17 protein-coding genes are annotated in these 19,744 nt (G+C 50.3%); 9 read left to right on the top strand and 8 right to left on the bottom strand.

Annotated elements, in window-relative coordinates; genetic code table 11:
• Window positions 1-22 precede the first annotated feature (22 nt).
• On the top strand, window positions 23-259 hold the full coding sequence (locus DYA43_RS15900) for a hypothetical protein (protein WP_061055867.1): 237 nt from the start codon (window positions 23-25) through the stop codon (window positions 257-259).
• Between the two features lie 64 nt (window positions 260-323).
• Here the strand turns inward: DYA43_RS15900 and DYA43_RS23145 are convergent, their stop codons facing one another.
• From DYA43_RS23145 to DYA43_RS15880, 5 genes are all read right to left on the bottom strand, one after another.
• Window positions 324-452 (bottom strand): hypothetical protein, encoded by a 129-nt coding sequence (locus DYA43_RS23145; protein ID WP_255283839.1) that lies wholly within the window; start codon window positions 450-452, stop codon window positions 324-326.
• A 128-nt stretch (window positions 453-580) separates the two neighbouring features.
• On the bottom strand, window positions 581-2,029 hold the full coding sequence (gene gnd / locus DYA43_RS15895) for a decarboxylating NADP(+)-dependent phosphogluconate dehydrogenase (RefSeq protein ID WP_024374350.1): 1,449 nt from the start codon (window positions 2,027-2,029) through the stop codon (window positions 581-583).
• Window positions 2,030-2,043: 14 nt separating this feature from the next.
• The gene (gene pgl / locus DYA43_RS15890; protein WP_061055866.1) at window positions 2,044-2,760 is read right to left on the bottom strand and encodes a 6-phosphogluconolactonase; all 717 of its coding nucleotides are present in this window, start codon (window positions 2,758-2,760) and stop codon (window positions 2,044-2,046) included.
• Window positions 2,757-4,259 (bottom strand): glucose-6-phosphate dehydrogenase, encoded by a 1,503-nt coding sequence (gene zwf / locus DYA43_RS15885; RefSeq protein ID WP_061055865.1) that lies wholly within the window; start codon window positions 4,257-4,259, stop codon window positions 2,757-2,759. Before zwf ends, pgl begins: the two co-directional genes overlap by 4 nt.
• A gap of 292 nt (window positions 4,260-4,551) precedes the next feature.
• Entirely contained in the window at window positions 4,552-7,428 is a 2,877-nt protein-coding gene (locus tag DYA43_RS15880) for an HD domain-containing phosphohydrolase (RefSeq protein WP_061055864.1), read from the bottom strand.
• A 251-nt stretch (window positions 7,429-7,679) separates the two neighbouring features.
• Between DYA43_RS15880 and DYA43_RS15875 the strand changes: the two genes are divergently transcribed.
• The 5 genes from DYA43_RS15875 (at window position 7,680) to DYA43_RS15855 (ending at window position 11,555) form a co-directional block, all read left to right on the top strand.
• On the top strand, window positions 7,680-8,126 hold the full coding sequence (locus DYA43_RS15875) for an SRPBCC family protein (protein ID WP_020332477.1): 447 nt from the start codon (window positions 7,680-7,682) through the stop codon (window positions 8,124-8,126).
• Window positions 8,127-8,276: 150 nt separating this feature from the next.
• On the top strand, window positions 8,277-9,029 hold the full coding sequence (locus DYA43_RS15870; protein ID WP_061055863.1) for a phosphatase: 753 nt from the start codon (window positions 8,277-8,279) through the stop codon (window positions 9,027-9,029).
• Window positions 9,030-9,152: 123 nt separating this feature from the next.
• Window positions 9,153-9,539, top strand: a complete 387-nt coding sequence (locus DYA43_RS15865; protein WP_020332480.1) for a cytochrome b562 — start codon at window positions 9,153-9,155, stop codon at window positions 9,537-9,539.
• Window positions 9,540-9,646: 107 nt separating this feature from the next.
• On the top strand, window positions 9,647-10,003 hold the full coding sequence (locus DYA43_RS15860) for a hypothetical protein (protein ID WP_061055862.1): 357 nt from the start codon (window positions 9,647-9,649) through the stop codon (window positions 10,001-10,003).
• Window positions 10,004-10,109: 106 nt separating this feature from the next.
• Window positions 10,110-11,555 carry a PepSY-associated TM helix domain-containing protein gene (locus DYA43_RS15855; RefSeq protein WP_061055861.1) on the top strand — a complete coding sequence of 482 codons (1,446 nt, stop codon included), beginning with the start codon at window positions 10,110-10,112 and terminating at the stop codon, window positions 11,553-11,555.
• A 59-nt stretch (window positions 11,556-11,614) separates the two neighbouring features.
• On the opposite strand, the gene gloA2 is transcribed toward DYA43_RS15855, so the two are convergent.
• The 3 genes from gloA2 to DYA43_RS15840 all read right to left on the bottom strand — a co-directional run bounded on the left by gloA2 (window position 11,615) and on the right by DYA43_RS15840 (window position 15,114).
• Window positions 11,615-11,998, bottom strand: coding sequence for an SMU1112c/YaeR family gloxylase I-like metalloprotein (gene gloA2 / locus DYA43_RS15850; RefSeq protein ID WP_055452091.1), 384 nt, complete (start codon window positions 11,996-11,998; stop codon window positions 11,615-11,617).
• A gap of 3 nt (window positions 11,999-12,001) precedes the next feature.
• The gene (locus DYA43_RS15845; protein WP_020332484.1) at window positions 12,002-12,931 is read right to left on the bottom strand and encodes a LysR family transcriptional regulator; all 930 of its coding nucleotides are present in this window, start codon (window positions 12,929-12,931) and stop codon (window positions 12,002-12,004) included.
• A 434-nt stretch (window positions 12,932-13,365) separates the two neighbouring features.
• Window positions 13,366-15,114, bottom strand: coding sequence for a sigma-54-dependent Fis family transcriptional regulator (locus tag DYA43_RS15840; RefSeq protein ID WP_061055860.1), 1,749 nt, complete (start codon window positions 15,112-15,114; stop codon window positions 13,366-13,368).
• Window positions 15,115-15,408: 294 nt separating this feature from the next.
• Between DYA43_RS15840 and exaC the strand changes: the two genes are divergently transcribed.
• The 3 genes from exaC to tdh all read left to right on the top strand — a co-directional run bounded on the left by exaC (window position 15,409) and on the right by tdh (window position 19,488).
• Window positions 15,409-16,929 carry an acetaldehyde dehydrogenase ExaC gene (gene exaC / locus DYA43_RS15835; protein ID WP_061055859.1) on the top strand — a complete coding sequence of 507 codons (1,521 nt, stop codon included), beginning with the start codon at window positions 15,409-15,411 and terminating at the stop codon, window positions 16,927-16,929.
• 254 nt (window positions 16,930-17,183) lie between these two features.
• Window positions 17,184-18,377 (top strand): glycine C-acetyltransferase, encoded by a 1,194-nt coding sequence (locus tag DYA43_RS15830; RefSeq protein ID WP_020332487.1) that lies wholly within the window; start codon window positions 17,184-17,186, stop codon window positions 18,375-18,377.
• A 79-nt stretch (window positions 18,378-18,456) separates the two neighbouring features.
• Window positions 18,457-19,488, top strand: a complete 1,032-nt coding sequence (gene tdh, locus DYA43_RS15825; protein ID WP_024374360.1) for an L-threonine 3-dehydrogenase — start codon at window positions 18,457-18,459, stop codon at window positions 19,486-19,488.
• Window positions 19,489-19,744: the final 256 nt, after the last annotated feature.

Genomic DNA, 19,744 nt, shown 5'->3' with positions numbered 1-19,744 from the left:
GTCTGTCTGATAAGGAAAAAGAATGAAACGTATTGGAACCTGCCTGGCACTGATGATGCTGTGTGGCGCAGCACAAGCAAAAGTGAACGTTGCTGGTAATCAACTGGATATCTCAACCGATTGTCTGGAAGTGGCGACCAAAGGCATCAAGATTGGCACAGGCGACTGTGAGGCGAAAAAGCCGAAATCCGATAAGCCGGAAAACCGCAGTTTCAAAGGCAACAACAACCCGGGCAAAGGGCATAAGCCAAAACACTGAGTGGCTGAACGTTGTGGCCAATAAAAAAGCACCCTGAGGGTGCTTTTTTTACGTTCGGGTTTTGTTAACAACCGCCTTGTTGCTGCGCTTGTTGCACCAGAGCAAGACGTTTTTCTTCTTGCTCTGACGGTTGTTCATTTTCCTTACCCGCTTCGTGTTCCAACTCCACTGGAACGAAAACATAGTCTTTCATGAATGTCATCGTTAGTTCTCTCAGTAGGAAAGCTGAGCAAAAAATAGAGGATGTTAACAATGTTAACATCCTCCTTGATGCTCAAATTTTAGGCGTAGGCTCAGGGCTGATATTGCCCTGGTTACGTCTTATACGTCGTAGGTAGTCGACGCAGTGTCACCGCCTGTACCAGTCCAGTTGGTGTGGAAGAATTCACCACGTGCACGGTCAGTACGCTCGTACGTGTGCGCGCCGAAGTAATCACGTTGTGCCTGCAGCAGGTTTGCTGGCAGACGAGCCGTGGTGTAACCGTCCAGGAAGGTCAGGGCAGATGTGGTACATGGCATTGGAATACCGGCTTCCAGAGATTTCGCTGCCACTTTGCGCCATGCTGCCAGACTACCCGTCAGGATGCCTTTGAAGTAATCATCAGAGCCCAGGAATGCCAGATCTGGGTTCGCTTCGTATGCATCACGGATGTTGCCCAGGAATGCAGAACGGATGATACAACCACCGCGCCACATCAGCGCTACGTTACCGTAGTTCAGATCCCAGCCGTTTTCGTTTGACGCTTCACGCATCAGCATAAAGCCTTGTGCGTAAGAGATGATTTTTGATGCCAGCAGCGCTTGACGAAGTGCATCAACCCACTCTTGTTTGTCACCTTCAACCGGAGTGATGGTTTTGCCAAACAGTTTTTCTGCTTCAACACGTTGGTCTTTCAGTGCAGACAGGCAGCGCGCAAATACAGACTCAGAGATCAGAGTCAGTGGAATACCCAGATCCAGAGCGTTGATACCTGTCCATTTACCGGTACCTTTCTGGCCTGCAGTATCCAGGATCTTCTCAACCAGTGCTTCACCGTCTTCATCTTTGTAGCCAAGGATGTCAGCCGTGATTTCTACCAGGTAGCTGTTCAGCTCAGTTTCGTTCCAGTCAGCGAACACTGCCTGCATTTCGTCAGCAGTCATGCCCAGGCCATCTTTCATGAATTGGTAAGCTTCAGTGATCAGCTGCATGTCGCCGTATTCGATACCGTTGTGAACCATTTTCACGAAGTGGCCAGCACCGTCGTTGCCAACCCAGTCACAGCAAGGCTCGCCAGCGTCAGTTTTTGCAGAGATCGCTTGGAAGATAGGTTTCACTGCTGCCCAAGCTTCTGGTGCGCCACCTGGCATGATAGATGGTCCGAAACGAGCGCCTTCTTCACCGCCTGATACGCCAGTACCGATGAAGTGAATGCCTTTTTCGCGCAGTGCTGCAACGCGGCGGTTAGTGTCTGGGTAGTTTGTGTTACCACCGTCGATGATGATGTCGCCTTTATCCAGCAGAGGAACCAGTTGATCGATGAACGCGTCAACCACCGCACCAGCACGAACCATCAGCATCACTTTGCGTGGTGCTTCCAGTTTATCAACCAGCTCTTGCAGCGTGTATGCGCCAACGATGTTGGTGCCTTTTGCCGGGCCTTCCAGGAATTCGTCAACTTTTGCCGCAGTACGGTTGTGCGCTACCACTTTGAAACCGTGGTCGTTCATGTTCAGGATTAGGTTCTGGCCCATTACTGCCAGGCCAATTACACCGATATCACCTTTCATTTTATTTCTCTCCTTCACGCAATTTTCGTTGCTGCGTCTAAATCTAAATACCACTCCGTCTCACCAGTTGCTGACTGGATTTTCGCTGCCGGGTAAGGCAGATCTTCAGCCGGAGTTGTGTGAATTTCGTAAACGATCTCGGCCTTACCTGCGCCTAGAACGAGATAACTGATGCGTTTTGCTGCTTCCAGTACTTTCGCGGTTTTCGATACGCGAAGCTGGCCGGATTCCGGATGGCTGGCAACCACAGACAGGTTCTCGTCGTCGTAGTTGGTCTTGCCCGGGAACAGGGAAGCGGTGTGGCCGTCTGCGCCAACACCCAGCAGAATCCAGTCAAATACTGGTGTGCCGTTTTCTGACGGAATCACGTCTGCCATTTCTTGCGCAAAGCGCTGCGCTTCGGCTTGTGGTTCGTTTTCACCCAGGATGCGGTGAATATTGCCAGCCGGAATGTCGATTTGGCTGAACAGCAGCGCGTTCGCTTCGCCGTAGTTGCTTTCTGCATCGTCCGGTGCCACGCAACGCTCGTCGCCCCACCAGAAGTGCAGGTTCTTCCACTGGATAGTCGTGGCGTAAGCGTCAGAAGCCAGTAGCTTGAACAGCATTTTTGGGGTGCTGCCGCCTGACAGTGAGATGTGCACAGGGCGATCCAGCTCGCTGTACGCTTTCATGTCGTTCGCTAAGGATTCAACAACAGCATCGGCAGTTGGAAAAATCTTATGATTGATCATAGTTCGCAGTAGTCCGTGTTGGTCAGGTTTTTACAAGGAAAGCGCCAGTCGCGGCCGTCGTTTTTCAGCAGCTCGTCAGACTCTTTTGGTCCCCAGGTACCACAGGCATAGCCGTACAGTGATTGCGGATCTTGTTTGAAGTCCAGAATCGGCTGAACGAACTTCCAACACGCTTCCACCGCATCGGTACGGGCAAACAGTGTTGCATCGCCGTTGAGGGCATCCAGCAGCAGACGCTCGTAAGCGGTCAGCATTTTGGTTTCTTCCAGCGAAGCGTAGTGGAAATTCATCGACACTTCTTTTGCCTTGAAACCTGCGCCCGGCTCTTTCAGGCCAAAGCTCATCAGGATACCTTCATCCGGCTGAATGCGGATAATCAGTTTGTTTTCCGGGGCATTCTGACCAAATACCGGGTGCGGAGTACGTTTGAAGTGAATAACCACTTCGGTTACGCGCGTTGGCAGGCGTTTACCACTACGTACGTAGAATGGTACACCGTTCCAGCGCCAGTTATTGATGAACATCTTCAGTGCCACGTACGTTTCGGTACGTGAATCTTTCGCTACACCGTTTTCGTCGCGGTAACCCGGCAGGAACTGACCACGAACTTCGGATTCTGTGTACTGACCCAGAACCAGGTTCTTACGCAGATCTTCATCAGACAGTGGCTGTAGGCTCTGCAGAACTTTGTTCACTTCGTTACGGATAGAGTTGGCGTTGATGGCCGCTGGTGGTTCCATACCGACCATTGCCAGCACTTGCAGCAGGTGGTTCTGGAACATGTCGCGTACCGCGCCTGAACCGTCGTAGTAACCACCACGTTCTTCGACACCAAGGAATTCTGCGCCAGTGATTTCAACGTAATCGATGAAGTTGCGGTTCCACAGAGGTTCGAACATGCCGTTCGCAAAGCGGAACACCAACAGGTTTTGTACCGTTTCTTTACCCAGGTAGTGGTCGATACGGTAAATCTGGTGCTCTTTGAAATGGTTGTGGATTTCGATATCCAGCTCTTGCGCCGATTTCAGATCGTAACCAAACGGTTTTTCGATGATCAGACGTTTCCAGCCATTCTTCTCGTCGTTCAGACCTTGAGCAGCAAGGCACGCAGGAATTACGCCGTAAAGGCTTGGAGGGGTCGCAAGGTAGAAAAGTGTATTGCGTTCAGTTTGATCGTACTTGTCAGCAAGTTGATCAAGGCGAGTGGTCAGCTTCGCGTAGTCATCCATGTCGGATGTATTGATTGCTTGATAGTGAAGGTGTTCACAGAAGGCTTCAAGAATCGCAGGTTCTGTCTTTTCCAGTTCCTGAAGTGAGCGCTTTAACTTCTCGCGGTATGATTCATCGCTGTATTCAGTTCGGCTCACGCCCAAAATAGCAAAGGACTCTGGCAGTTGTTTGCTCGCATACAAGTGATACAGAGCAGGAATCAACTTGCGGTAAGTCAAGTCTCCCGAAGCACCAAAAATCACGATGCTGCTGTTTTCAGGTATTACCATCATCTTTCCCTTAAAAACGAGGTAGTTAGCATGCGCCAACCCTAGCAGCGCAATACACAAATAGAAAGAAGGCATTGCCTATCATTCATATAGACAAAACCGATAGCCAGATCACAATTGCTAGCAGATTTGAGATCTCGCCCGGGTGCGTATTGTCTACGACAATTTGACACACATCAACTATTGATAACGCAATCGATTAAATATTGACTCGTTTTTTTGTTAAGTCATTAATTTTAAAAGAAGCGGCCGCATTTGGCCGCTTTCGTTGCATATGGAGTTATTGCTCTAGTCAGAACTGCGCTTTCATGTACGCTTTGACGGTTTTGATGTGCTCGGCAACGTCAACGTCGTTGCGCTGTTCTTCGTCAAGGAAGCGCGCGGCGTAGTCGTTGTGTATGCCTTTTTCGAGGAAGAGGACGTAGAGTTTAGGGTCGATGTGGCCTGAGGTGGCCATGCTGGTCATGATGTTGATTGATTCAGACAGCGTTTTAGCTTTTTTGTATGGGCGATCGTTTGATGTCAGTGCTTCAAACACGTCGGCAATCGCCATCACACGCGCCGGAATCGACAGATCTTCTTCGTTCAAGCCACGTGGGTAACCTTTGCCATCCATGCGTTCATGGTGACCTCCGGCAATATCCGGCACGTTTTTCAGATGCTCCGGATAGGGCAGACGCTGCAGCATCACAATCGTCTGCACAATATGGTCATTGATGATGAAGCGTTCTTCGTCGGTCAGGGTGCCACGGCGTACGCCCAGGTTGTAGAGTTCGCCGCGGTTGTATTGCAATTCTCCCGGTTTGAGAATGAATTCTTCCGACCAGGCATCCTGCGGACGCTTACCTTTCTCCCACGGGATACGGTGCACTGGTTTATCGGCGAGCAGATTTTCCATCACTGGCAGTTCAGGTTTATCACCGCAGCGACGGCTTTCCAGCCACGAAATACCCAATTGGTCATCCAGAGTCCGTTTCCATTGGCGCTGGGCAATCTGGCTCAGGCGTTCAATGTCTTCATCACTCATGAATTCGCCGCCGATGTTGCATTGTGCGACAAAGGCAAATTCTTCATCCAGCGCCTTATGCGTGGCTGCCAGATGCGCTTGCAGTTCATTTGCGTCGCCACCGTTGGCGAGTGCCTGCCAGTAATTACTTTCTGCCTGCGATTTCAGCACTTCAAAGCGCATTCGAATTTCATGAATACGGTCATAAATGGTTTCTAGCTTGGTCGCTTTGTCGACCACGTATTCCGGTGTGGTGACTTTACCGCAGTCGTGCATCCACGCCGCCAGCATTAATTCTTCCCACTGTTCGTTGTTCATTTTGAAACGGGGGAAGTAGTGGTCATCTTTCGCCGCGGCTTCGGTGAGCATTTTGGTCAGTTCCGGCACGCGCTGACAGTGGCCGCCTGTATACGGCGACTTGGTATCGATGGCGGATGCAATCAGAGCAATAAAGGCATTGAGCATGTCTTTTTGTTGCTGCATTTTGTCGATGTTGTCTTTGGCGATTTCAGCAAAGCTCAGCACTTCGCGCAGGAAGGCGTGTTTGTCGAGCTGTGCTTTGGTGGTCGTGCGTTCATAGCCGAGGTTGAGTACACCCACCAACTGTTTGGCGCGGTTGAGCAGCGGAAACAGGTAAATGTCGCTGTTGTAGAGCTGCTCTTTGTGCTTACGTAGAATATTGTCGTCGCGCGTCAGATGAACGATTTCCCCTTTACGCAATTCCGCCAGCAGCCAGGGGGTATCCTGAACCAAAACATTGAGGTCAATTTTGAACGGGATGATGGCGTGGTTGGCGACGATGGAAAACGCCTGCTGCTCATTGGAATAGGTATAAAGCAGAATGGTTTCTGCCCGTGTCACCAGATAACTTTGATGCGTAATAGTTTTCGCGAGTACCTCGAAATCCTGATTCGAAGCGGTATCGCGCAGTAAACCCAATAAATCATGCAGGGTATGTTCCATCAGTTCGATGGAGTGGGTGAGGTCGGCGACCTCTTTGATCATGCTTTTCGGATAACGGGTTTTCTGGAAATCAAACCGGGCGATGTTGTCGGTCTGGACCACCAGTGTCGAGAGCGGGCGTGCCAAACGACCCGAGATAAACCACACCAGCACCAAACTGAAGGCAAGCAGAATAACGGCTACGATCACTTGCTTGTTGCGCATGCCAATCAGGGTTGCGAGCAGATCGTCGGTGGGGGTCGCTTCAGCCAGAAGCAGATGCACATGTTTGTTGAGCGCGACAGGCGTCAACGTGACTGACCATTTTGTTCGGTCATAAGTGGTGGTCTCATAGAGCATTTGGCTGCTGATGCGGTTCGCTACGGGGGCGAAAACGCTGTTACTCAACTCGTCCTTGACGTTGGCTTCGTCGGTGCGCGGATTGAGGTCTGATTGATAGCCGGCGAGCAAGTTAAACTGATGATCGAACAGCGCCAGCTTGGTGTTCGGAGAGTAGCCGATTTTGGCAATCTGACTCGATAACGAGTCCAGCGTGAAGTCAGCGGCGACTACCTGCTTGCCACTGCCGGAGCGGCGAGCGAGCGTCACGCCATAGGCTTTATAGAAATAGAAAAAATAGGGTTCGGTGAGGCGAATGGCGCCGTCCTGCTCCGCGGTTTTATACCAGGGGCGCGCGCGCGGGTCGTATTGGTTGTCGGTATTTTTAACCGACTGAATGATGTTCAGATCAGCATCAAGGAAAATCATTTCCCCATTGCCATTGATCTGAGTATTGCGAATAAACATCACAGCAGTATCGGGGGCATTAAACCGTTCGCGTGCCTGAGGCGTGAACATGGGGCGAATGATGGTGAAGTCACCGTCATCGGTACCGTAATACAGCGAGACAACGTGGGGATTGTTTTCAAAAAAAAGACGAGCAGAGCTGAGCCAGCGATTTTCCTGCATTATTGGCGTGTTCTGTTCGATAAATTTGTTGTAGGCCATGAAGTCCAGCGTTGTCAGAATGGGCGATACGTTCTCGCTGAATGTCGCCTCCAGTTTATCGCTGTTTTCGTAACTGATTTCCTTGGCGCTGCTGATCAACAATTGCTGAGCGTGCTGATAACTGACGGACACCAATACCGCGCCGATAATAGTAATGAGGATCAGAAATAACGTGCTGATCTGTATGCTTAAAGGGTAATGATGCTTCGTCATAAACCAATCCCTAGCCAAACGATTGTATAAGTATTGTTCAACTTAGTTAACTTGCAAAAAAATCAGCACATTGCGTGCGTTCTATTTTGCTTTCCGTTGTTGGCTCACAAATCTTTGAAACGTTGGGTAAAAAATCGGCAATTTACATCAAGTGTCATCTATAACTGTAATCATGCCTCACATGGTGCAACCGGGTGCGTAACTGCGCTCATCAGTACCGTCGAATGAATGACAGACAAAAGGAAAGCCGTATGTTGACCCTGAATTACCAAGTCGAAATTCAGTCCGATCCCGACATGGTGTGGAAAATGCTAACGGAGCTGGAACTCTACACCCAGTGGGCGACCGCGTTTTCGCCACATTCTCAGTTCAGTGGTGAATGGCGCGAAGGTACTGACATGAAGTTTTTCGATCCACAACTGGGTGGCACTCGTGCGGTGCTCGATACTGTCGAGCCGGGTAAATCACTGGCGTATCATCATGTCGCGATTTTCACCCCAGAGCATGTGCAGGACATTGACAGCGACATGGCGAGAAAATGGATTGGTTCGACGGAAAGTTATCGCATCATTCCCCAGGCGGGCAGCGTGATCCTGCAAGTCACCATCACAACCCATTCCGATTTTGTCAGTATGTTCAATGATGGTTGGGAAAAGGCATTGCCGCTGATCAAATTATTGTGCGAACAAAAAGCTTAGTGTGGTTATTGATCGATTACATGCATGCTCTGGTCTGATATTTATCGGTTCAATGGTTTGATGGAAAATTTGCGCATCTCTCCCTCTTTGTTGGTATCCGTACGGTGTGGCTGATAAACTGCAGCGATTACGGAGGGAGGGAATATCGAAATGAAACTTGCGGTTGATACACACACTCACACTTATGCCAGTGGTCACGCTTACAGCACGTTAATCGAAAATGCCAAGGCGGCGTCAGAACGCGGTTTATCGATGTTCTGTACCACGGATCACGCGGAATCCATGCCTGGTGCGCCACATTATTGGTTCTTTGCCAACCAACGTATCCTGCCTCGTTTTCTTGAAGGGGTTGCCATCATTCGTGGTGTGGAATCCAACATTCTCAATTCTCAGGGCGAAATCGATATTCATCCATCCGTCGACCAACATCTTGATTGGGTGATTGCCAGCTTTCATGAGCCTGTATTTCGTCCCTCGGACAAAAAAGACCATACCGAAGCCCTGATCAATGTGATTAAAAGTGGCCGTATCGACGCGCTTGGCCATTTGGGTAACCCGCACTTCGATTTCGACTTTGACAGCGTGATTCACTGCGCGAAAGAGCACAACGTCGCGATTGAAATCAACAACAGCACCCTGAAAGGGCACAGCCGGGTGGGTAGTGTCGACCGCTGTTACCAGATAGCGGAAGTTGCTAAAGCGGCTGGCGCCTGGATCACCACCGGAAGCGATGCGCACTTCTGTCAGGATGTCGGCAACTTAACGCTGGCAAGTGAGCTGCTGGACAACGTCGGCGTCGAGTCAGACAACGTCATTACCCATACTGCTGAGCAGTTCTTAGCGTTCCTGCAAATCCGTGGCCGTCAGCCTGTGGAAGAGTATCAAGCGTGGTATGCGCGCTGATTGATGCAGGTGAAGGCTGGGCACGGTTTCACATGGCTCAACATTTGAAACCATTTTCGCATCAACATCATCGGAGGGATGGCGTAAACTGTCCCGTCCATCAAAAGGAAGAGAATAAATACAATGAAAAAAGCCATTATTTTAACCGCAGGCCTGCTGTTGGCGACTCAGGTGTTTGCTGCTGATTCTGATCTCAAACAGATCATGAAGCAGATGAAAGTGGAGTTTAAACATGCGGCTGAAGCGCAGACGACAGCAGAGATGCAGGCACCGATTCAGGAGCTGACCAAACTGGTGGCCCAAGCCAAACTGGGTGAATACCCGCCAGAGAAACAGGACATTTACCTGGAAGGTTTTAACAAACTCACCGTCGCGCTGGACAAGATCGAGAACGAGCTGGAGCACGACGAGTTTGACGCGGCGAAAAGTTCACTTCAGCAAGTGGATAGCCTGCGCAAGGAGTATCACGAAAAGCGTAATCCAAGCATCTGGAAACGCCTGTTCGGTTGAGAAAATATCCTTATAAAATCGCAGGTTTTGTTAATTTTCTGAGTATCAGCACTGTTATTTTATTGATGAGCCGATATAGTGGCGGGCAATTAGATTAGAGAATTGATATGACCCGCTTACGGCTTTTTCACAGAATCATGCTACGTGCCAGTATCCTGAGTTGGGTACTGGTGTCGTTGATGCCTGTGATTAATGCGCACGGCAGTAACGCGGGCGTCTGGGCAACACTGTGTACCATCAATGGTTTTGAACTGGTCAAAGTCTCCGATGGTAAGCCACAAACTCAACATGGTAAGCCGTGTCCGTTTGCCCACTTCTCGAACTTTCACGCCGACAAGCTTCCAACTACACGACCCAACACCACACAGAGCTCTGTCATTTCAGACAACTACACTTTTTTGGCTCTAAGTGTACGATTTGAAAGACAAGTTCCTCGCGGCCCACCTGAGCCGATCATTGTCTAAATGTCATTCTTACAATACTTATAAGTAAATCAGTCAAGTCATACGTCTGACGCCCTTTCAATACCTATTGAAGAGGGTGTTTTTGCGTTTATAAAAAGGAAAACTCATGTTGGGACAAGCTTCAACGCCTCAACCCGATTCTGCTGCGCGCGGAAAATCACTCTACTTTCTCACCTGGCGCTGGCACTTCTATGCTGGCCTGTTCGTCATACCGTTTATGCTCGTTCTTTCTCTGACGGGCTTGGTGATGTTGTTCGATGATGAGATTGAGCAAGCGCGCTACAGTGAACAACTGCAAGTCATACCGCAGCACCACAGTGTGGCTGTTTCTCAACAGCTGATGGCGGTGCAAGAAGCCTTTCCGCATGCCGTGGTGACCCAGTTCATCCCGTCAGCATCGCCGGAGATCGCGAACAGATTCTCTATTCAGATGGCCGATGGTCTGGAGCTGTTTGCGACGGTAAACCCTTACACTGGTAAGGTGCTGGGCACGATTGACCGCTCACAAAGCTGGTATCAGCTGGCAAACTCCATTCACGCGACACTACTCATTGGTGACACTGGCGATTACTTGCTGGAAATTGCCGCCAGCCTGGGTATTTTGCTGCTGGTGAGTGGCCTGTATCTGTGGTGGCCGCGCGACAACGCGAGCAAAGCTGGTTTCCTGAAAATCCGTTTTGGCAGCGGCACGCGTATTGTCATGCGTGATCTGCATGCCAACCTGGGTGGTGTGCTGTCGATTGTGTTGCTGTTCTTTCTGATCTCTGGTCTGTCGTGGACCGGATTTTGGGGGAAAACGCTGGTGCAGGCATGGAACACGTTTCCAGCCTATTACACCTGGGGACAGAAACCGACCTCAACGCCGGTTACTCACGCCAGCCTGAATCATGGCTCTGAAGAAGAGATGCCTTGGAACCTGGAGCAGACACCGATGCCTCAGTCGGCGGAACCGGAAAAAGCGCACGACCACTCCAAAATGGGGATGGAAGAAGCGCACATGATGGCGTCGAATACCGTAGATATCGATAGCATCATTGTCAAAGCGCAGGCGCTGGGCTTTGAACATTACCGCGTCTACTTCCCGAAAAACGCAACGGGCGTGTATACGGTCGCGGCTAATACCATGGCGGGAGACATCACCGATCCGCGTAACGATCGCACATCGCACTTTGACCAATATTCGGGTGAACTGCTGATGGATGTGACCTGGCAGGATTACACACCATTCGCCAAAGCCATGGCCGCTGGAGTTTCTCTGCATCAGGGCGATTTAAGTTCGTTGAATAAATACCTTAACGTCGCGTTTTGCCTGTCGTTTATTCTGATTGCGCTGAGTGGCATCGCGATGTGGTGGATTCGCCGTCCAGTCGGCAAAGGCAGACTGGGGGTACCGCCGCGTTTTGCACAAGCAGGTATCTGGAAAGTGGGTTTGGTAACGCTGGTCGTGATTGGTGTGGCATTCCCGCTGGCGGGTGCAACGATTGTTGTGGCTTTGCTGTGTGATTGGCTGCTCTTTAGCCGGGTTGCAACGCTGCGCAATGCCCTGCAATAGGCCTTGATGCCGTAATGAAATAAAAAAGCCAGAGTATGAACTCTGGCTTTTTTGTGCCGTTATGCCTGATACAGTTCGAGCGGCAGGCCATCCGGGTCCTGAAAGAAGGTGTACGCGCGTCCGGTGTACTCATCGATGCGCACTGGCTCAACCGAGATCCCTTGATGTTCCAACTGCTGCTTTACCTTTGCAACATCATCTACCGCAAACGCCAGATGGCGCAGGCCTTGTGCTTCCGGGTAACTCGGGCGAGCCGGTGCATCGGGAAAGGAGAACAGTTCAATTTGAGAACCATCGGGCAGCGCCAGATCCAGCTTGTAGGAATCACGTGCCGCGCGGTAATTCTCTGCAACAATCTTCAGCCCCAGAACTTCCGTATAGAAAGCTTTTGAGCGAGCATAGTCGGAACAGATAACGGCGGTGTGGTGAATCCTTTTCAGCATGACTTATCCTTTCTCGTTCAGTTTCGGGCTGAGGTGCTTCATGACGTAGTCGATGAACACACGCAGGCGAGCGGGCATGTATTTGGTCTGCGCGTACTGCATGGCAATCGCGCCATGATAGTTGCTTTTAATGGTCCAGTCTTTGAGCAGTTGAACCACTTTGCCTTCTGCCAGCGCATCTTGTACCACGAAGTCATGAAAGATACCGATACCCAAACCATTTTTCACTCCATTCAAGCGCATTTGCGAATGGTTGACGGCGTAACGTCCGCTCACCGAAACAGTGTGAAATTCATCGTCTTTCAAAAAGTCCCACAGGTGATCTTTGTCGGTTTCGGCCAGATACAGGCAATCGTGCTCAGTCAGCTGCGTGGGATGAGTCGGAACACCTCGTTCCTCAAGGTAGTCCGGGCTGGCGCACAATACCAGATTGGTTTTACACAGTTCGCGCAGCACCAGATTTTCATCCGGTTTGTCCGTTAGCTTAAATGCCACATCGATATTGTGTTTGAACAGATCAATTTCACCATCGGCGGCGCGCAGCTTGAGCTGGATTTGCGGGTATTTTTTGAGAAATGGCACTACAAAGGGCTGCAACACCGAGTTCAGAAACGCCTCTGGCGCAGCGACTGTGAGCGCACCGGACGGCTCTGTGTGATCGGAGCCGGAAAGCTCAACCGCCTGCTGAGCAGCATTCACCATCACCAGGCACTGATCGTAAACCTTTTGCCCCGCCTGAGTGATGATCAGTTTACGGGTGGTACGTTCGAAAAGTTTGACGGAAAGGGCCAGTTCCAGGCGAGTGATCAATTTACTCAGTGCAGAGGGGGTAACCCCAAGTTTGTGGGCAGCGGCTGTAAAGCTGCCTTCATTTACCACCAAAATAAATGTCGCTAAGTCGGGAAGTAGGCCAATGAGTTTGGTATTTAACATGGTCTTTCTACTTCTTCAATTTTCCAAAAATTCATGTTTCGGATGCTCTATAGTGCTGCCACGAACTCCTTGTGCAACAGGACAGAGTGGCAAACATCGAACCGTCGATTTTATAGGTAATCGTTCGGTTAGTGTAAGAAAGTGCGACATTTTGGCAGATTTGTGGCGGATAAGTGTCCGACTATCGTTTTTAATATCTCAATCTGTGCGCTGTGCCAAAAAATGGTATTCATCAAACCAATAAATCATCCGCATATTAGTATCTAATTGATAAAACTAAATTTTATTTTGCTCGATTAGTGAATTGAAATCATAAATATTGCGTTCAAGAAAGCGCGTATTCACGCGAAAATGTTGTCTTCTTTTAAAAAGACAGGCTCATTGGAATCAGTGAGCCTGAGGGTCAAAATCATCACTTTTAACTATCCATCGGATTATTTCAAAATGCCGAGCGATTTAAGCTTGCGATACAGGGTATTGCGGCTGATTCCCAGCATCTTGGATGTCCGACTGATGTTGCCTTGGTTGGCTTGATACGCTTGCAGCAGAGTATCTTCAACCGTTGATTTGAGATCCATCGCTGCGCTATTTGCGGGGGGAAGCGCGGTACTGGTGAGGGATTTGGTGATATGCCCGGGCACGTGTTCCAGACGCAATTCCGGCTCGTCACTGGACAGTAATGACGCAACCTTCATTAAATTATCCAATTCACGAATGTTACCCGGCCAATGGTAGCTGCACAGCAGTGTCATCAGGTGAGGGCAGAGTGCTTGTGCGCCAATGCGATATTTGTGGTGGATATGCTCAATCAGTGCCGCTTTATCTTGACGTTCACGCAGAGCGGGCAGTTGCAACACCAATCCGTTGAGTCGGTAATACAAATCCTGACGAAAACGACCCTCAGCCACCGCCTGTTCGAGATCTTTGTGGGTGGCGGCGATGATCTGAATGTCGACGTTATAGCTCTGGTTGGATCCAACCGGGACGACCAGCTTGTCTTGCAACACATGCAGCAGACGCGATTGCGCCTCCAACGGCATGTCGGCAATTTCATCCAGAAACAGAATGCCCTGATCGGCTTGGCGAATCTTACCCTGATAGCCTTTGCTGTTGGCGCCGGTAAAGGCGCCCGCGACATAACCAAACAGTTCCGATTCAATTAAGTCTTTGGGTAGCGCGCCGCAGTTGACGCTGACCAGCGCCTTGCTGTGGCGCGAACTGCGTTTGTGCAGCGCTTTAACAAATTCTCCTTTGCCGACCCCGGTCTCACCGAGGATCAACAGAGTAATGTCTTTGTCGATCAGTTTATTGGCTTGTTGCCACGCCTGCTCAACATGGGTATCACCAAAATGCAGGTCACAGGAAGCGGAGTAGGCCCGTGTTGTGCGCGGTTTGGCTTTGAGTTCATGCTTTTCAAACACAAAACCCGCCACGCGGGTATCAAACAGCTCTTCAATCGAGTGGCCCACCACCGAATTTTGCGCTAATAGCTGCGCGGCAATGTGGTTGTGTGCCAGCACTTTTCCGCCTTCATCGGCAATCACGATGCCTTGCCAGCCACTGTTGAGCAGCGAACGGTCGTAGGCGAGATCAATACGAGTCGAGCCTTGCGGAATATCACACAGCAGATGGTTTTCCACCAACTGCACCATGTTTTGCACCAGTACCTGAGTAGAGAGATCGTGCTGCTGTTGCTCACTGGTGATATCGAGAATACCGAGTAGTTCGCCTTGATGATTAAACAGCGGACAAGCGGAACAACTGATGAAATGGTGCTGACGAATATAGTGCTGATTGCCGATGATGGTCACGGGTCGCGCTTCGACAATCGCAGTACCAATTGCGTTCGTGCCTTTGAGCTTTTCCTGCCAGCAGGCACCGGATTCCAGCGCGATTTCCGTCAGTCTCTCGCTAAAATGTTGCTGACCCCAGGTGGCGAGGATCACGCCTTCGCTATCGGTCAGAATCAAACGACTGTCACTGTGACCACACATTTGATTGAACAGCGGCAGCGCGTATTTTTCGACAGCAGAAAGCAGCGATGTGGCGCGCCATTTACGTTCTTTCAGCTCATAGTTCGGCAGACGAATATGTTCCGGCCGAGTTCGCTGTGTCAGCCCGGCCTCTTGGCTGCGATGCCAGGAAGTGGTGAGCCAATCTTGATTAACTGATTGAATTTGCATAACTGTTCCATGTTGTCACAGTGGCAGTGTGTCATTTTGGGACACTGGAACATCGGGGGCAGCTCCCGAACATCCATTCCGTTGAAGCACTGATCTTTTAATCATTTTGTTAATCATAGTTTTACATTTCCTTAACAACAAGAATTCGCACTCTGGCTTGTGATTTGCGTTACGTACTTCAGAAGGTGCGCCGCTTGTCTGTTTTAAACGGTCTTCTAAGGGACGGAATTAAAAGGAAAACGCGACACCCGAACAACAAACTAACGTGAATGAGAAAGTGAGAAGGATCGAACGATGATTTATGCGCAACCAGGAACCAACAACGCGATTTTCAATTTCAAAAGCCATTACGATAACTACATTGGTGGCCAGTGGGTGAAACCAGTAAACGGAGAATATTTTGACAACATTTCGCCGGTGAATGGCCAGGTGTACTGTCAGGTAGCACGTTCGGGCGCTGAAGATATCAATCTGGCGTTGGATGCAGCACATGAAGTACGGGCACAGTGGGGCAAAACCAGCGTGGCGGAGCGCGCCAATATTCTGCTGAAAATAGCCGACCGCGTGGAAGCGAATCTCGAGAAATTGGCTTTTGTTGAAACGTGGGAAAATGGCAAACCAATTCGTGAGACGCTCGCGGCAGACTTGCCCTTAGTGGTCGATCACTTTCGTTATTTTGCAGGCTGTATTCGCGCTCAGGAAGGCAGCGCGGCAGAAATTGATGCCAACACTGCCGCTTATCATTTCCCGGAACCGATTGGTGTGGTCGGACAGATCATTCCATGGAACTTCCCGATGCTGATGGCCGCGTGGAAACTCGCGCCTGCGATTGCAGCTGGTTGTTGTGTGGTGCTCAAACCAGCAGAACAAACGCCGACGTCAATTCTGGTGCTGATGGAAACCATTGGTGACCTGCTGCCATCGGGCGTGGTGAACGTGGTCAACGGTTATGGCGCGGAAGCTGGGCAGGCGCTGGCGACCAGTAATCGCATCGCCAAACTGGCGTTCACGGGTTCAACCGATGTCGGACACCACATTCTGAAATGCGCCGCTGAGAGCTTAATTCCATCCACTGTGGAGCTGGGCGGTAAATCACCGAATATCTACTTCGCCGATGTGTTCGATCACGAAGATGCGTATCTGGAAAAATGTCTGGAAGGGACGTTGCTGGCCTTCTTCAATCAGGGCGAAGTGTGTACTTGTCCGTCGCGCGTGCTGATCCACGAATCGATTTACGACAAGTTCATCGCTAAGCTGGTGGAGCGTGCGAAAACCATCAAACAAGGGAACCCGTTAGACAGCGATACCCAAGTGGGCGCGCAGGCATCACAAGAGCAGTTTGATAAGATCCTGAGCTACCTCGAAATTGGCCGTCAGGAAGGGGCGCAAGTCTTGTGTGGCGGTGAAGTTGCGCAGCAACAAGGCGAAATCAGCCAGGGTTACTACATTCAGCCAACTATGCTGGCCGGTCACAACAAAATGCGCGTGTTCCAGGAAGAAATCTTTGGTCCGGTGATTGCGATCACCACCTTTAAAGATGAAGCGGAAGCGCTGGCCATTGCCAACGATACTGAATATGGTTTGGGCGCCGGGGTGTGGACACGCGATACCAACCTCGCGTATCGCATGGGACGCAACATCGAAGCAGGCCGCGTATGGATCAACTGTTACCACGCGTATCCGGCGCATGCGGCGTTCGGTGGCTACAAGAAGTCCGGTATCGGTCGTGAAACCCATAAAATGATGCTGGATCATTACCAGAACACCAAAAACCTGTTGGTGAGCTACGATGTGAATCCACTCGGCTTCTTCTAAATCGTTTCAATATCAAACCAAAGCGCCTTTGATAGGCGCTTTTTTCGTCCCTTTTTTCGGCGATAGAGGAATAATAAATCTTATTTGTGATTTCAAATCACTAATGCTTTTCCACAAAGCGGGATAATCCCTTTTCTGAGCTTGGATTACACTTAGAAGAGTTGAATTTTTACAGTGTAAATGGATCAACCTGAAGGATCCGTTCACTGACCCTACATGCCGCAAGGCAAAGAAAAAACAAGAAGGAAAATGCAATGTCTTCTGCTTTTTACCAACAGATTCGCGATCAGCTTGAGGAAGTGAAAGCTGAGGGTCTTTATAAAGCCGAACGAGTGATCACCTCTCAGCAGCAAGCGGCGGTGCACATCGCGTCTGGCGAAGAAGTCCTGAACTTCTGTGCCAACAACTATCTGGGGCTGGCTAACCACCCATCGCTGATTGAAGCGGCGAAAGAGGGCATGGACTCTCACGGTTTTGGTATGGCGTCAGTGCGTTTCATCTGTGGTACACAAGACACGCACAAAACACTGGAGCAGAAGCTGTCTGAATTCCTGGGTAAAGAAGACACCATTCTTTACACCTCATGTTTCGATGCCAATGCTGGCCTGTTCGAAACTCTGTTGGACAAAGAAGACGCTATCATTTCTGACGCGCTGAACCATGCGTCGATCATCGACGGTGTTCGCCTGTGTAAAGCGATGCGTTTCCGTTACAGCAACAACAACATGCAAGAGCTGGAAGAACAGCTGATTGCCGCTGATGCCGCAGGTGCTCGTCACAAGTTGATCGTCACTGACGGCGTGTTCTCAATGGATGGCGTGGTTGCAAACCTACCGGCTATCTGTGACCTGGCAGACAAATACAACGCGCTGGTGATGGTTGATGACTCTCACGCGGTTGGCTTTATGGGCGAAAACGGTCGTGGTACGCACGAATACCACAACGTGATTGACCGCATCGACATCATTACCGGTACGCTGGGCAAAGCCATGGGCGGCGCTTCAGGCGGTTACACTTCTGGTAAGAAAGAAGTGATCGACTGGCTGCGTCAGCGTTCTCGTCCATACCTGTTCTCGAACTCAGTGGCTCCGGCGATTGTGTCTGCATCGATTCGCGTTCTGGATTTGCTGCAAGAAAGCGGCGACCTGCGTAAACACTTATGGGACAACGCGGCGCACTTCCGCGCGCGCATGACGAATGCGGGCTTTACGATGGCGGGTGCTGACCACGCCATCATCCCAATCATGCTGGGTGATGCGAAAGTCGCAGCGGAATTTGCTGAGCGCGCACTGGCGAAAGGCATCTACGTGATTGGCTTCTCGTTCCCAGTGGTACCAAAAGGTCAGGCTCGTATCCGTACTCAAATGTCTGCAGCACACTCGCGCGAGCAACTGGATAAAGCAATTGATGCCTTTATCGAAGTCGGTAAAGACATGGGCATCATCTAAGTTTTCACTGCCAATAGTGATAACGAAGAACATGGAATTTTTTGCCTCGCACTGAGCGGGGCAATACTTGGTGAATAGTATGAAAATCAAAGCGCTATCTAAGCTAAAGCCTGAACAAGGCATCTGGATGACCGAAGTGGATAAACCAGAAATGGGCCACAACGATCTGCTGATTAAGATTAAGAAAACCGCGATCTGCGGCACTGACGTACACATCTACAACTGGGACGACTGGTCACAAAAAACCATTCCAGTGCCTATGGTTGTCGGCCACGAATACGTAGGTGAAGTGGTTGCGATTGGTCAGGAAGTTCGCGGTTTTAACATCGGCGACCGCGTTTCTGGCGAAGGCCACATCACGTGTGGCCACTGCCGTAACTGTCGTGGCGGTCGTACTCACCTGTGCCGCAACACCATCGGTGTAGGCGTAAACCGCACTGGCGCATTTGCCGAATACTTGGTGATTCCAGCATTCAACGCGTTCAAGATCCCAGAAGGCATCTCAGACGATCTTGCATCCATCTTCGACCCGTTCGGCAACGCAGTACACACTGCTCTGTCGTTTGATCTAGTGGGTGAAGACGTGCTGATCACTGGCGCAGGCCCAATCGGCATTATGGCGGCAGCGGTAGCGAAGCACGTTGGCGCACGTCACGTGGTGATCACCGATGTGAACGAATACCGTTTGGATCTGGCGCGTAAAATGGGCGTAACCCGCGCAGTGAACGTTGCTGAGCAAAAGCTGGAAGACGTGATGGCTGAACTGGGCATGACGGAAGGTTTCGACGTTGGCTTGGAAATGTCTGGTGTACCAAGCGCGTTCAGCTCCATGTTAAAAACCATGAACCACGGTGGCCGCATCGCCCTGTTGGGTATTCCACCATCAGACATGGCAATCGACTGGAACCAAGTGATCTTCAAAGGCTTGGTGATCAAAGGCATCTACGGCCGCGAAATGTTTGAGACTTGGTACAAGATGGCAAGCCTGATTCAATCTGGCCTAGATCTAACGCCAATCATCACACACCACTTCAAAGTAGATGACTTCCAAAAAGGCTTCGACGCTATGCGTAGCGGGGCTTCCGGTAAAGTTATCCTTGATTGGGAATAAAATAGAACGCGCTCCGAAAGGGGCGCTTTTTCTTTCCTACCAACATGTATGCACAAACAGTTAAATGGAAAATTTAGCCCCATTTAGTCCCCAGAAAAGCCCCAATTTAGCCCAAAAAGAGAAAGCCACCCTTCAACGAACTCCCAAAAAAGCCCTAAGAACTATTATCTCACTTTTGCCCCAAAACGAGCTAACTCGCTGTCTATGACGTAGTCAAACGCAGACTTTATCGCCTACAAGTTTTCATTCATTTCAC

The organism is Vibrio fluvialis (assembly GCF_900460245.1).
GTDB lineage: Bacteria > Pseudomonadota > Gammaproteobacteria > Enterobacterales > Vibrionaceae > Vibrio > Vibrio fluvialis.
Note: the sequence above shows the minus strand (reverse complement) of the source record. Positions and strands in the feature narration are given on the sequence as shown.

Excerpts from the sequence above, each read along its gene's own strand:
- DYA43_RS15900 (WP_061055867.1), top strand. The coding sequence starts at position 23 with ATGAAACGTATTGGAACCTGCCTGGCACTGATGATGCTGTGTGGCGCA.
- DYA43_RS23145 (WP_255283839.1), bottom strand. The coding sequence starts at position 452 with ATGAAAGACTATGTTTTCGTTCCAGTGGAGTTGGAACACGAAGCGGGT.
- gnd (WP_024374350.1), bottom strand. The coding sequence starts at position 2,029 with ATGAAAGGTGATATCGGTGTAATTGGCCTGGCAGTAATGGGCCAGAAC.
- pgl (WP_061055866.1), bottom strand. The coding sequence starts at position 2,760 with ATGATCAATCATAAGATTTTTCCAACTGCCGATGCTGTTGTTGAATCC.
- zwf (WP_061055865.1), bottom strand. The coding sequence starts at position 4,259 with ATGGTAATACCTGAAAACAGCAGCATCGTGATTTTTGGTGCTTCGGGA.
- DYA43_RS15880 (WP_061055864.1), bottom strand. The coding sequence starts at position 7,428 with ATGACGAAGCATCATTACCCTTTAAGCATACAGATCAGCACGTTATTT.
- DYA43_RS15875 (WP_020332477.1), top strand. The coding sequence starts at position 7,680 with ATGTTGACCCTGAATTACCAAGTCGAAATTCAGTCCGATCCCGACATG.
- DYA43_RS15870 (WP_061055863.1), top strand. The coding sequence starts at position 8,277 with ATGAAACTTGCGGTTGATACACACACTCACACTTATGCCAGTGGTCAC.
- DYA43_RS15865 (WP_020332480.1), top strand. The coding sequence starts at position 9,153 with ATGAAAAAAGCCATTATTTTAACCGCAGGCCTGCTGTTGGCGACTCAG.
- DYA43_RS15860 (WP_061055862.1), top strand. The coding sequence starts at position 9,647 with ATGACCCGCTTACGGCTTTTTCACAGAATCATGCTACGTGCCAGTATC.
- DYA43_RS15855 (WP_061055861.1), top strand. The coding sequence starts at position 10,110 with ATGTTGGGACAAGCTTCAACGCCTCAACCCGATTCTGCTGCGCGCGGA.
- gloA2 (WP_055452091.1), bottom strand. The coding sequence starts at position 11,998 with ATGCTGAAAAGGATTCACCACACCGCCGTTATCTGTTCCGACTATGCT.
- DYA43_RS15845 (WP_020332484.1), bottom strand. The coding sequence starts at position 12,931 with ATGTTAAATACCAAACTCATTGGCCTACTTCCCGACTTAGCGACATTT.
- DYA43_RS15840 (WP_061055860.1), bottom strand. The coding sequence starts at position 15,114 with ATGCAAATTCAATCAGTTAATCAAGATTGGCTCACCACTTCCTGGCAT.
- exaC (WP_061055859.1), top strand. The coding sequence starts at position 15,409 with ATGATTTATGCGCAACCAGGAACCAACAACGCGATTTTCAATTTCAAA.
- DYA43_RS15830 (WP_020332487.1), top strand. The coding sequence starts at position 17,184 with ATGTCTTCTGCTTTTTACCAACAGATTCGCGATCAGCTTGAGGAAGTG.
- tdh (WP_024374360.1), top strand. The coding sequence starts at position 18,457 with ATGAAAATCAAAGCGCTATCTAAGCTAAAGCCTGAACAAGGCATCTGG.